Below are 12,644 nucleotides of genomic sequence, written 5' to 3'. Positions count from 1 at the left end.
AGTGTTTCACTACTCAAAAAAAATGTCATTCGCTACTCACAAAAGAAGTCGGCCCGGTTTGAAAACCGGGCCGCGTGTCGCGTCAGTTTTTCGATTGCAACCTATAAGCGGCGAGTTTACCGCCGTTGCCGAAGATCAGCAGATTACCATTACTCAGGCGCTGGGCCGGTACGCGGATACCGTCACCATCAAATTTCATCTGCCCTACCAGCTCACCACTTTCCTGGGACACCACGTGCAGGTAACCGTCAAAGTCACCTACCACCAGGTAATCGTCGAAGGGCACCGGCTGGGTCAGCTGGCGCCAGGCCAGTTTATCCTGGGTCCACAGGTCACGGCGATCGGACCCCCGCATAGCAACCAGGTCGCCGTTAGCAGACGCCAGAAAAATGTTGCCGTTACTGACCATTGGCGAATACAGGCTGGAGGCTGTCTTGCTCCAGATGTCATTGCCGGTGCGCAAATCAATCAGCGCCAGCTTACCCTGATAGCCCACCGCCAGAATCGCGTTTTCCAGCACCAAAGGCTGGCTGGTAATGTCGACCAAGCGCTCAAGCTCGGTACGGCCCTGGGGCGCACCTACTTCGTACTGCCACAGCGGCTGGCCAGATTCTGCAGACAGAGCCAGCAGTTTGCCGTTGGCAAAGCCGCTTATTATAACGTCAGCACCTACCAGCGGCGCTGCTGCGGCGCGAACCGACAAGGCCGGCACAACACTGTCATATTGCCAACGTTTTTCACCGTCAGCGGCATTGAATGCCAGCACGCGGCCGTCGGTGGTTTGCACAACCACCAGACTGCCATTGGACTGCGGCGCCGACAGAACTTCGGTCGGCAGTGACGCGCGCCAAAGCTCGCTGCCGTCTTCCCGCGAAAGCGCCAGCAAATCGGCATCGCGGCTCACCAGATACAGTTGATTGGCATCGCCACCAACACCGGCAAAAATCCGGTCTTTCACCGAATTCTCCCAAATCTGTTTGCCGGTTTCTGCGTTTAGGGCAAGCAACTCTCCGTCAGCCGATGCGGCGTACACAACGTCGCCGGCGTTCAGCGGTGCCAGGTACAAAAACTCGCCGTCATGGCCGTCACCCACCGTAACGTTCCAAACCCGCTCAAGTGACACCTGCTGATTCACATCAGGCAATTGTGCGGGCTGCTCAAACGTATCGTTGGCGCTGCAACCAATTACAAGGGCGGCGGCCATAAGCACCACAGCACTGGCGCGCAGCTGCCGGAAACCTGCGCTTAACGTCACGCATCACCCCCGACACCCAGATCCGCCAGTTTGAGTTGCAGAACGCCACTGCGATTTTCTTCGCCCTGTTCGCGGGCTGCCAGGTAGGCATTACGTGCCCCTTCCTGATCGCCTTTCGCGAGCAAAATATCACCGCGCAATTCGGCAAACATAGCACCAAAAGCGTCGCTGTCTGTGGCACCGTCAATGGTGGTCAACGCCGCATCATAATTTTCCAGAGCCATTTGGGCTTGCGCCAGGCGGCTGCGCACAACCAGAGCCAGAGGCTGAGTCTCCGCCGCTTTATTCAGTGCCCATTGCAAGGATTCAACAGCGCCTTCGGCGTCGCTGTTCTGCATGAGCTGAACCCGCGCCAGCATCAAATTGGCGTAAATCGCGTAAGCGCTGCCGGCATGATCATCGCGCAGGGTTTTAGCCACGAAAGCGACGGTGTCGGCGCTGGTTCCATCTTCGGTGCCAAAGGCGTTCATCAGAGTGACAAACTGGCTGGCGGCCTCGGTACGCTGCTGGGCCTGCTGGTTTTGCCACGCCTGCCAGCCGAACACAATCGCCAGGGCCGCACCAATACCAATCAGCAGCGAACTACCGTTGTTCTTCCACCACTGCTTGATCGCTTCAACCTGCTCTTCATCTGTACGCAACTCGGCCATGATAACTCCTGTTGTAAATTAGAAACGGCGCTTTAAAAGGATTACTACGACAGCGCCTGCGCTAGAGCCTCGGCAACCTGCTGCCGCGGGAGCTCTTGCTGGGGCTCGTCTGTACGTAAAGGTTTAAGGCCAACACTTTGATTCTGAAGCTCGCTATCACCCAGAATGAGTGCATAATGGGCGCCGCTTCGATCGGCTTTTTTCATTTGGCTTTTAAAGCTGCCCGCACCGCAATGGCTAATAATGATGTAGCCCGGCAGGTGGTCACGCAGTTCTTCAGCAAGAAGCAGCGCTGGCGCAACCGCCTGATCGCCCATGGCGGTAACGTACACATCGGCCTGGTTGTTGACCGACTCGGGTATCAAATTAAGGGTTTCCAACAGCAGGATGAGACGCTCCACGCCCATGGCAAAACCAACGGCGACCGTGGGTTTTCCGCCCAGTTGCTCTACCAGTCCATCATAGCGGCCTCCGGCGCAAATCGTGCCTTGGGCGCCCAGGCTGTCTGTAATCCACTCAAATACCGTCTTACCGTAGTAGTCCAGGCCGCGGACCAGCGCCGGATTCACCGTGTACGCGATTCCGGCGGCGTCCAACAATTGCTTCAAGCGTTCAAAATGATCACGAGATTCGTCGTCAAGCCAGGCGTCTAGTTTTGGCGCCTGCTCCAGAATCTTACGGGTAGCCGCGCTTTTGCTGTCCAGAATCCGCAAAGGGTTGCTTTCAAGCCGGCGCTGACTGTCTTCATCGAGCTCGGCTTTGAATTGCTGCAGGTAAGCAACCAGCGCCTCGCGATAGTTTCGGCGGGCTTCAGCGGTGCCAATCGAGTTGATTTCGAGACGCGCATGGTCAGCCAGACCAAACGTTTTCCACAAACGCGCCGTCAGAATAAGAAGCTCTGCGTCTATGTCTGGCCCAGCCATGCCAAAACACTCGACACCCACCTGGTGAAACTGGCGGTAACGCCCTTTTTGTGGGCGCTCGTAGCGAAACATCTGGCCGGTGTACCACATCCGCCGGGTTTGATTGAACAGCAGGCCGTGCTCTTCGGCCGCGCGCACGCAACCGGCAGTGCCTTCCGGGCGCAGAGTCAGGCTGTCGCCGTTGCGGTCTTCAAAGGTGTACATTTCTTTTTCAACAATGTCGGTAACTTCACCGATAGAGCGCTTGAACAGGTCGGTCTGTTCCACAATCGGCATACGGATTTCCTGGTACCCGTATTGCCCCAACACCTTGCGCACCGTTGCTTCGACATATTGCCAGACCGGAGTCTGTTCGGGCAGGATATCGTTCATCCCGCGAATTGCCTGAATCTTAGCCAAGTTAAACCCTTAAACGTCTCTGTGGTTTGTGCAGTGGCGCTGCGCCAATGCATTGCCTACCTGTTGTGGCTGTTGTCATCGATAGGTGTTATCGATAGCTATAACCGTATTCGTTGCATGTTAGTCAGCGGAACGGACAATAATGGCTTTTTCGGTTTCCTGACGGCGAGCAATTTCTTTGCGAATCAGACGTTCAAGATCGTCAGTCAAATTTGCGTTGTCCAATTTCTGCTGAGGCTTACCATTCATATAAAACAGGTTTTTCGGGCTGCCACCGGTTAAACCAATATCGGCCTCTTTGGCTTCGCCCGGGCCGTTCACGATACAACCAATAATGGCCACATCCAGAGCCTGCTGCACGTCTTCCAAACGCACTTCCAGATCGTTCATGGTCTGGATAACATCGAAATTCTGCCGCGAACAACTGGGGCAGGCAATAAAGTTAATGCCGCGGGAGCGCAAGCGCAAACTTTTGAGTATGTCGTAGCCAACCTTGACTTCCTGCACCGGGTCTGCTGCTAGCGATACGCGGATAGTGTCGCCAATGCCATCCATCAGCAATAGACCAAGCCCGATAGACGACTTCACAGTACCGGAACGGAAACCGCCGGCTTCGGTGATGCCCAGGTGCAAAGGCTGGTCAATCTGCGTGGCAATCTTGCGATAGGCTTCTACCGTCATAAACACTTCGGACGCTTTAAGGCTGACCTTAAAATTCTGGAAGTCGTGGCGGTCAAGAATATCGACGTTGCGCATGGCAGATTCCACCAGCGCGTCTGCGGTAGGCTCGCCGTATTTACGCTGCAGGTCTTTACTTAGCGAGCCTGCGTTAACGCCGATCCGAATTGGAATATTGCGGTCGCGGCAGGCACTGATGACCGCGCTGACGCGGTCTTCCCGACCAATGTTACCCGGGTTTATGCGCAAGCAGTCAACGCCCAGTTCGGCCACCCGTAACGCGATCTTGTAATCGAAATGAATATCGGCAACCAGCGGAACACCCGCGCGGGCGCGAATACGGCCAAACGCTTCTGCGGCTTCCATTGACGGCACAGACACGCGGACAATATCGGCACCGGCGTCTTGAAGGGCCTGTATCTGCCCCAGCGTTGCTTCCACGTCGCAGGTTTCGGTGTTGGTCATACTCTGGACGGCAATCGGCGCGTCGCCACCCACGGGCACATTGCCCACCATGATCTGGCGGGATTTACGTCTTTTAATCGGAGATTCATGCTTCATTTGGGAGAACCCATCTGTGAAAACCAGAAGTATCGGCGTTTACGTTGAGCTATTAATTCAAAGCCAAAACAAACTCGGCGCGATTACCAACAATGCCTTTACTACCAAGATCGACGGGCGCACCTTCAAAGCGCATGGCCCCTATCGCATTAGCGGCACCAATCACCAGACGAATATCGGTTTCAGCGCGCAAATCAATGCGGTCGCTCTGGCGTTTCAGACCGCTGGCCAGGCTTCTACCGTAAGCATCTCGAATCTGAACCCAGCAATCATCAATAAATTCAATTTCCAACCGGCCCCGGTTGTCGGCAACTTGGGGTGCCTGTTCCGTATCTATCGTCGAACGATCATTGTCGACGATGACGGCCGAATTTCCTACTGTCTGCGCTGGCGAAGACCCCGAGCCGTCAGCTGGAGCCTCGCCGTCAGAAAAAGTTCCTGTGCCTGCCGCTATAAGCGGTTCTAGCGCACCCTCTGCGTTCGCGGACGAAGCCGACACATCGCCATCACTCGTTTCGTCTGGCAACAAGTTATCTGGCGTAGATTGTGTTGTTGAGTCATCGCCGGCGCCCGTCAAACTAGCCAGCTGCGAAGGATTGTAAATAAACGAAAACACCAAAAAGCCCAATACTGCCAGTGCGACCAGCCACAATGCGGCTTTGGCTACACGGCGTTTTTTGCGCCGCCGGCGTTCTATATCAATCAGCGGATTCGCTGCTTTCGCCTGCGCCTGCGCCTGGCGCATGGGCTCCAGCTCCACGTTAAGATCGGCAATCAGGGCGTTACCATCCAGGCCTACTTGGCGCGCATAAGCGCGTATGTAGCCTTTCAGGAAGAGCTCTGTATCAATCAGCTCGTATTTGCCATTTTCGATGGCCTGGATAATGGCCGGGCGAAGATGCTGGGCATCAGCCACTTCGGCTACGCTAAGCCCTTTCGCCTCGCGGGCCTGTTTTAACTGTGGGCCCACCGGCCGATTGCCAGGGGCAGCTTGATTCTCTTCATTGGCCATTAGACATCAGTACCTTGTATTGCCGGAGTTCTGCTGATTCGGGGAAATTATTCCGCAACATTAACGCCAAACTGGCCTCTTGGTCACGTTTGTCCAGCAGGCGGGCAATGCGAACTCCCACCAACAGGCTTTCAGATGAGTGCTGCAAGCGGTCATTGCGCTGCATTATAGTTAGCAGCCGACTGTAATAGAAGTCGGCGGTTTTCACGTCACCGGTTTCTAGCAGCACTCGGGATAACGCCAGCAATGTTTTGGGATCACTGCGTGCCAACTCGGTGGCACGGCGATAGCTGCTAACCGCAGTTGGAAAATCACCCAGCTGCTCCTGGGTCATTCCCAGGTTGAAAAAAACGGAACCTCGATCCGGATAACCGGTATCGCCAGAGGCCTTGGCAAACTGGTCGCGCGCCTGTTCCATTCGGCCCTGGCCATACAAAAACGCGCCATAATAAACATTGGCGCGGGTATTTTTTGAATCGGCGGAGATCGCGCGTCTGAAATTGCTTCCAGCCAGTTCGGGTTCACCCTCGTTGGCGAAAATAAGGCCCTTTGCGGCTAACGCCGGCGAGTTATTCGAATCAATTTCCAGAGCCCGGTCCAAGTGATGGCGGGCTCGCTCAAAATTTCCCTGGCCAATATACGCTGATGCCAACTGAACGTAATCTGCCAACGCTTTTTGGCGATCGGCTTCGCGGGCAAAGCGGCTGTCGGTGGTCGTCACACAGCCCGACAACATCGCTGCCACCAGCATCAGCGACATCATAAAACGGGCACTGACAAACTGATTTACCATAGCCGTGAACTCATCCTGAAGCTGCTATTGGAGAAGGCCTGCCGCATCCACAGCCGGGTATTTACGCTGAAACCTGCTGCACTGCAATGTAACGGGCACTGCGACGGGTTCGGTCTTCTACCTTGCCCACCAGTTGCCCACAAGCAGCGTCTATGTCATCGCCACGGGGCATGCGTACGGTCGCAATATACCCTTCCTCGTTCAACACCGTCTGGAATCGCCGGGTGGCATTCATGCTCGGACGTTCATAGCCACTTTCCGGGAACGGATTAAATGGTATCAAGTTGATCTTACACGGCAAGCCGCGCAGAACCTCGGCCAGTTCTCGCGCTTGATCGACATGATCGTTCACACCAGCCATCAAAGTGTATTCAATGGTTGCCTTGCGCTTGTCTGGCAAACGACTCAAATAGCGGCGGGTAGCGGCCAGCAACTCTGCTATTGGGTACTTTTTATTAATAGGTACTAACTGGTTACGCAACTCATCATTTGCGGCGTGCAAAGAAATAGCCAATGAAACATCGGTAACCTCACCCAGCTTGTCGATCGCTGGAACCACGCCCGACGTGCTCAGGGTTACCCGGCGCTTGGAAATGCCGTAGGCCAGATCTTCCATCATCAGATTCATGGCGTCTACGACGTTGTCGAAGTTCAACAAGGGCTCGCCCATGCCCATCATCACCACGTTGGTAATCGGACGATCTGGGCCCGGCGCATAGGGCATGAACGTTTTGCGCGCAGCCCACACCTGCCCAATAATCTCGGCAGAGGTCAGGTTACGGTTGAAGCCTCTCTTACCCGTTGAACAAAAACTGCAATCCAGACTGCAACCAATCTGTGATGACACGCACAGAGTGCCACGTTCACCGTCAGGTATCAGCACGGTTTCTATGTTGTTGCCGTTGTCCATGCGCATTACCCATTTACGGGTGCCGTCTTTGGCCACTTCGTCATAGACCACTTCCGGGCCACGTACTTCGGCGATCAGCTTAAGCTTGTCCCGCAGAGGCTTGCTCATATTGGTCATTTCATCGAAGTCACCCACACCACGCTGGTGAATCCATTGCAGCACCTGAGTAGCGCGAAAACGTTTTTCCCCCAGGGATTCAAAATAGGCCTCAAGCTTGGCTTTGGGCATTCCCAGAAGATTTGTTTTTTCAGCGAGTGCTGTCATTGTATAACCTTAATCAAATAACCAATCCGGGGGCAGCAACGCCGCCCCCGGTGAACAAAATCAGCCGCGCGGGCAAATTTCATTATCATTGAAAAAATAAGCAATTTCGCGCTCTGCGGAAGCAGCCGAGTCGGAGCCGTGAACCGCATTGGCATCAATAGACGATGCAAAGTCAGCGCGGATGGTGCCAGCTTCCGCTTCTTTCGGATTAGTAGCACCCATCAGATCACGGTTTTTCAAAATGGCGCCTTCGCCTTCCAAAGCCTGAACAACCACCGGGCCAGACGTCATAAACGCAACCAGGTCGTTAAAGAACGGACGCTCTTTGTGCTCGGCGTAAAAGCCTTCGGCCTGTTCCTGGCTAAGGTGCGACATCTTTGCTGCAACAACATGCAGCTCTGCATCTTCAAAACGGCTGATGATTTTGCCGATTACATTTTTTGCAACGGCATCAGGCTTGATGATCGACAACGTGCGTTCGTTTGCCATGGTGATTCTCCATTAGAGGTTGGATAAAAAACGAGCCTGCAATTATACGCAGTCACGGGGCCGGTGCCTACCGCGCAGACCGCAGCCGGCCAACAACATCAATAATGTGTGCCGCCGCAAAGTCGACTTCTTCGCCGCTGGTATAACGGCCAAATGAAAACCGCAGCGCACGGTGAGCCTGCTTATCGTCTAGCCCGATACCCCGCAAGACATAAGATGGCTCCAGTGTCGCCGATGTGCAGGCGGAACCGGAAGACACTGCCAATTCACGCAGGCCCAGCATCAGGGTTTCTGCATCAACGCCCGCGAACGACAAATTGATAATGCCAGGCACTCGCAGTTTGGCGTCATCATTGGTTTCACTGCCGTTGAGACCGGTATTGAGACTCCCGTTTAGAGAAACCCCTTCAAGCTCTGCCAGCGCCCCAAGAAAACGCCCACGCAGCTGTTCCAGCCTGGCACTATCGGCAGAAAGGCTGTCTGCCGCCAACTCAAACGCTTTACCCATACCCACAATTTGATGCGCCGGCAGGGTGCCAGAGCGCATGCCGCGCTCATGACCGCCACCGTGAATCTGCGCTTGAATACGCACATCCGGAGAGCGTCGCACGTAAAGCGCGCCTATCCCTTTGGGGCCATAAACCTTATGCGCCGACAGTGACAGCAAGTCGGCGTTCAAGGCCTTTACATCCACCGGTATTTTTCCGGGGGCCTGGGCCGCATCAACATGAAAAAGCACACCGCGGCCGCGCAGTTGGGCGCCAATGGCTGCAATGTCACTAATGCTGCCCAATTCGTTGTTTACCAGCATCAGGCTCACAAGCACGGTCTCTGGCGTCAGCGCCTCAACCACTTGTCCGACGTGAATACGCCCACAGGCATCAGGCTTCAGCCAGGTAACCTTCACGCCCTGCTCCTGCAGCCAGCCACAGGTATCCAGAACGGCTTTATGTTCGATCATGGAGGTAATAATGTGAGGCGCATCGTGCCCGGCCACCGCGCCTTTGATCGCCAGATTGTCAGACTCGGTCGCGCCGGATGTCCATACGATTTCGCGGGGGTCGGCGTTGATCAATGTGGCCACCTGGCGGCGTGCAGTTTCTACCGCCGCTTCGGCCTGCCAGCCATAACCATGGGTACGCGAGGCAGGGTTACCAAAGGCGCCATCCAATGTCAGGTAGCGCATCATTTCTTCGGCAACGGCAAAATCTGCGGGCGTAGTGGCCGCATAATCGAGGTATACAGGTTTCTTCATGGTATTAAAAACCAGACTTAAACCGGCGCCTGTTCACTGAGCAGCCGAGTGTTGATCGTTTCACAACCTGCATCGCTCTGGCGCAGATTCTGGCGGTCCGCCACTTGGCGGATTTCACGTTTTTTCATCAGATCGCCCAGGCTGATGTTATCCAGGAACTGATGAATCTGCTCGGTGAGGTCAGTCCAAAGGTGATGGGTCAGGCACTTCTCGCCGCTCTGACAATCGCCTTTGTTACCGCAGCGAGTGGTGTCAAGTGACTCGCTGACAGCGTCTACCACCTCTGATATAAAAATGGCATCAGCGCCGCGACTCAGGCGATAGCCCCCGCCCGGGCCGCGAATGCTGGCCACCAAGTGCCTGCGTCGCAGCCGCGAAAATAGCTGTTCCAGGTACGACAGGGAGATTTCCTGGCGGGCTGATATATCAGCAAGCGTAACCGGCCCATGGTCACCGTGCAGTGCAAGGTCCAGCATAGCGGTTACCGCGTACCGGCCTTTTGTTGTCAACTTCATAAACTCCGCCCCGCGATGGAAATTGACCTCTATTCGCAAACACGAGTATGAATTGACCAACTAATTCAGTCAAGTATTCAGCGGCTATCCTTGGTGGGCTCGCTTGCATTCTTCTTGGCGCCTGCTTTAACACTCTCTTCGACACTCTCTTCGACACTCTCTTCAGCGCTCTCCTTCGCACTGTCTATACTACCCGCTTTGGCGCTCGGCTCGACCGCCGCCGCTGCAACCACTTTTGCGTCTTCGCGGTTCTTTTTGCGCGAAGCCTCGCTGTCTGTATCGCGTAGGCAATCAAAATCGTCCTCTGACAACACCGGCAAATCGCCGTTCGGATAGTCGGCGCTTACCTTGCGCAAGGCTTTGCACATTATTTCCATGCGGTCGTCTACCGCGTGCATGTGGTCGAGCAGCGAACGCATTGCCCGCGCCAGGGGGTCTGGCATTTCTTCGGTCACGCCATAGGCGTCAAAGCCCATGCGCTCTTCCATTTCCCGGCGCCGCGAGCTTTGCTCGTCTTTATCTTTTTCAATCACGCGGCCCGGTATGCCAACAACGGTTGCGCCAGCTGGCACCGCTTTTGTGACCACCGAGTTGGAACCCACTTTGGCGCCCGCGCCTACTTCAAAGGGCCCTAATATTTTGGCTCCGGCGCCTACAACTACTCCGTCACCAATGGTGGGATGGCGCTTACCCTTGTTCCAGCTGGTGCCGCCCAGGGTAACGCCTTGATATAACGTAACATCGTCACCGATGACCGTAGTTTCACCAATAACCACACCCATACCGTGGTCAATGAAGAAGCGTCGACCAATGGTGGCACCGGGATGAATCTCAATACCCGTAAACCAGCGCGTAAGCGTAGAAAGGGTACGAGCCAGCCACTTCAGGCCCACCCCCCATAACCAGTGTGCCACCCGATGCAGTAAAAGTGCGTGCAGGCCAGGATAGTTGGTCAGAACTTCAAAGGTATTACGCGCAGCGGGATCGCGGCGGAACACACTGCTGATATCTTCTCTTAAATGTCTAAACATGACGTTTGCCCTGGTCCTGCTCCGGCGCTTGTGGCCCGGTACCGGAGGTTGATTGCTCGATTCCCGAGGCGCCTGCCGTTTTTTGAACGGCCGACAAAACACCTCTTAGGATATTAACTTCCATCTGGTCCATTTTCGCCCGCTGGAACAACCTGCGCAGACGCGCCATCAGTTGGCGCGGTTTGTCCCGGCGATGAAAATCGATTTCTTCCAGCACCTGCTGCAAATGGCCAAAAAAGCCTTCGACATCGCCAACGCTGGCAGGAGCAACGTCCCACCCGGCGTCACCAGGCTGCGCAATCGGCTCTAAATAGGGCCGCCGGGCATCCGCTTCAAGGCCCTTCAGATAACTCATGCGCAATTCATAACACATTACCTGAACCGCCATCGCCAGATTCAATGAGCTGTAATCCGGATTGGACGGAATATGAATATGATAGTGGCAACGTTGCAGTTCATCGTTGCTCAACCCGTGATTCTCTCGGCCGAACACCAGCGCCACTGTGCCTTGGCCGCAATGACTGGCTGCCGCAGTTACGGCCTGATCCGGCGGCATCACTGGCCAGGGCACCTTGCGCCCGCGAGCGCTGGTGCCCATAACCAACACGCAATCTGCCAGCGCTTCATCAAGACTATCCACCACGGTTGCAGTGTCCAGAACATCCGATGCTCCGGCGGCTCGAGCGTACGAGGTTTCATCCGGGAACGATCGCGGGTTCACCATCCACAGATTTCCCAACCCCATATTTTTCATGGCTCGCGCTACCGCACCAATGTTGCCAGAGTGGGAGGTTTCCACCAGAACAATACGAATTCGGTCGTTGTAGGTGTCGGGTGAGCCCAGCGGGCGGGACGGTTTGTGCATGGTAACGGCCTGTCAGCAAAATTAGGCGGCAATAATAACAGATAAATCACGAAAGCCGGCGGGCAACCCGAGTGTCAAATGACCATTATCCGTGCTTGTGCGGAGTCTAAAAACAGACAAAGCGCACACCGACTGATATAATACGCGGCCTTCATACACTCGGATGTTGATCACTCAGATGCAACCAGCGATTAAAATGGCCCTGCGCGTTGCGCGCCAGGGGTCGGACTACCTGAAAGCACATTTCGAGCGCCAGGAACCCAGCGACAAAGACAACAGCGAGCGCGAGCGTCAGCTGGATCGCGTCGAACAGGCCATTTACGATAATTTCGTAGAGCAGCTCGAAAAAGCCTACAAAGACCACCACATTGCTCCCCTGAACGAAGCGGATGCTGGCACCTATGACAAAAGCTGGCACATCTTTCCGGTTCTGGGTCGCGACAATTTTCTGCGAGGTATTCCGGAATTTGTTCTGGCACTGGCCCAGAAAAAGAACAACCGGATTGAGAGCCTGTTGATTGTTAACCCAATCACCAGCGAAGAATACTCGGCCAGCCGTGGCCACGGCGCCGCACTGAACAGCCGCCGGGTGCGGGTATCAGAAGTGCGCCAACTAACCAGCTCGGCGCTGGCTACCAACGTTCTTGACCAAGCCCGTAAAGACGACAACCCACAACTGTGGGGCGAAATAGCCACCGTTCTGGCGACCAACTCACGCATTTTCCGTACATCCGGATGCGTGGTGCTGGATATCGCACGGGTATCGGCCGGCCATCTGGACGCAGTGATCGCTTTTCGTCCGGAAGGCGCCGAACTGGACCTGGGCGTGGCCCTGGCGATGGAATCGGGCGCCCTGACCGGGGACTTCTTTGGCAACCCATCGGCCAGTAATGCAAAGCAGCTGATTGTGGCTAACCCCAAGCTGTTTCGTGAATTGCTGAAGGAACTGCATCCGTTCCGTGGCCGCTTGCCCCGCTAAAGCGAACTTGCCCTGCTAGCAAGGCATGCACAAAAAACCGCCAATCCCGAGAGACTGGCGGTTTT

General features: G+C 55.2%; 12 protein-coding genes and 1 pseudogene. 1 reads left to right on the top strand and 12 read right to left on the bottom strand.

Going from position 1 to position 12,644, the window contains the following annotated elements; translation table 11 throughout:
* Positions 1-82: 82 nt before the first annotated feature.
* The 12 genes and pseudogenes from bamB to trmJ all read right to left on the bottom strand — a co-directional run bounded on the left by bamB (position 83) and on the right by trmJ (position 11,600).
* Positions 83-1,204 (bottom strand): outer membrane protein assembly factor BamB, encoded by a 1,122-nt coding sequence (gene bamB, locus A3OI_RS0117465; protein ID WP_051078109.1) that lies wholly within the window; start codon positions 1,202-1,204, stop codon positions 83-85.
* Between the two features lie 47 nt (positions 1,205-1,251).
* Complete coding sequence (locus A3OI_RS0117460; protein WP_018405514.1) at positions 1,252-1,905, bottom strand: YfgM family protein; 654 nt, start codon at positions 1,903-1,905, stop codon at positions 1,252-1,254.
* 44 nt (positions 1,906-1,949) lie between these two features.
* Entirely contained in the window at positions 1,950-3,227 is a 1,278-nt protein-coding gene (gene hisS, locus A3OI_RS0117455; RefSeq protein WP_081622972.1) for a histidine--tRNA ligase, read from the bottom strand.
* A gap of 120 nt (positions 3,228-3,347) precedes the next feature.
* Positions 3,348-4,466 (bottom strand): flavodoxin-dependent (E)-4-hydroxy-3-methylbut-2-enyl-diphosphate synthase, encoded by a 1,119-nt coding sequence (gene ispG / locus A3OI_RS0117450; RefSeq protein ID WP_018405512.1) that lies wholly within the window; start codon positions 4,464-4,466, stop codon positions 3,348-3,350.
* Between the two features lie 52 nt (positions 4,467-4,518).
* A complete protein-coding gene (locus A3OI_RS0117445; RefSeq protein WP_018405511.1) occupies positions 4,519-5,478 on the bottom strand; it encodes a RodZ domain-containing protein in 960 nt (319 codons plus the stop codon).
* Positions 5,468-6,271: a type IV pilus biogenesis/stability protein PilW gene (gene pilW / locus A3OI_RS0117440; protein WP_018405510.1), complete on the bottom strand. Its 804-nt coding sequence runs from the start codon at positions 6,269-6,271 to the stop codon at positions 5,468-5,470. The genes A3OI_RS0117445 and pilW overlap by 11 nt, the downstream gene beginning before the upstream one ends.
* A 61-nt stretch (positions 6,272-6,332) precedes the next feature.
* The gene (gene rlmN, locus A3OI_RS0117435) at positions 6,333-7,445 is read right to left on the bottom strand and encodes a 23S rRNA (adenine(2503)-C(2))-methyltransferase RlmN (RefSeq protein WP_018405509.1); all 1,113 of its coding nucleotides are present in this window, start codon (positions 7,443-7,445) and stop codon (positions 6,333-6,335) included.
* A gap of 60 nt (positions 7,446-7,505) precedes the next feature.
* On the bottom strand, positions 7,506-7,934 hold the full coding sequence (ndk, locus tag A3OI_RS0117430) for a nucleoside-diphosphate kinase (protein ID WP_018405508.1): 429 nt from the start codon (positions 7,932-7,934) through the stop codon (positions 7,506-7,508).
* Positions 7,935-8,001: 67 nt separating this feature from the next.
* Complete coding sequence (locus A3OI_RS0117425; RefSeq protein WP_018405507.1) at positions 8,002-9,189, bottom strand: aminotransferase class V-fold PLP-dependent enzyme; 1,188 nt, start codon at positions 9,187-9,189, stop codon at positions 8,002-8,004.
* Positions 9,190-9,206: 17 nt separating this feature from the next.
* The gene (iscR, locus tag A3OI_RS0117420) at positions 9,207-9,704 is read right to left on the bottom strand and encodes a Fe-S cluster assembly transcriptional regulator IscR (protein WP_018405506.1); all 498 of its coding nucleotides are present in this window, start codon (positions 9,702-9,704) and stop codon (positions 9,207-9,209) included.
* Between the two features lie 260 nt (positions 9,705-9,964).
* Positions 9,965-10,735 (bottom strand): annotated as a pseudogene (cysE, locus tag A3OI_RS0117415) (serine O-acetyltransferase); the annotation flags it as partial.
* Positions 10,728-11,600, bottom strand: coding sequence for a tRNA (cytosine(32)/uridine(32)-2'-O)-methyltransferase TrmJ (gene trmJ / locus A3OI_RS20755; protein WP_018405504.1), 873 nt, complete (start codon positions 11,598-11,600; stop codon positions 10,728-10,730). The gene trmJ and the pseudogene cysE, both read right to left, overlap by 8 nt.
* Positions 11,601-11,778: 178 nt before the next feature.
* Here trmJ and A3OI_RS0117405 point away from each other — a divergent pair, with 178 nt between their 5' ends.
* Positions 11,779-12,579 carry an inositol monophosphatase family protein gene (locus tag A3OI_RS0117405; RefSeq protein ID WP_018405503.1) on the top strand — a complete coding sequence of 267 codons (801 nt, stop codon included), beginning with the start codon at positions 11,779-11,781 and terminating at the stop codon, positions 12,577-12,579.
* The last annotated feature ends 65 nt before the right edge of the window (positions 12,580-12,644 follow it).

This window comes from Marinobacter gelidimuriae, from assembly GCF_000372805.1.
In the GTDB taxonomy this organism is placed as follows: Bacteria; Pseudomonadota; Gammaproteobacteria; order Pseudomonadales; family Oleiphilaceae; genus Marinobacter; species Marinobacter gelidimuriae.
The sequence above is the reverse complement of the archived record's forward strand: the minus strand, read 5'-3'. Positions and strand labels throughout refer to the sequence as shown.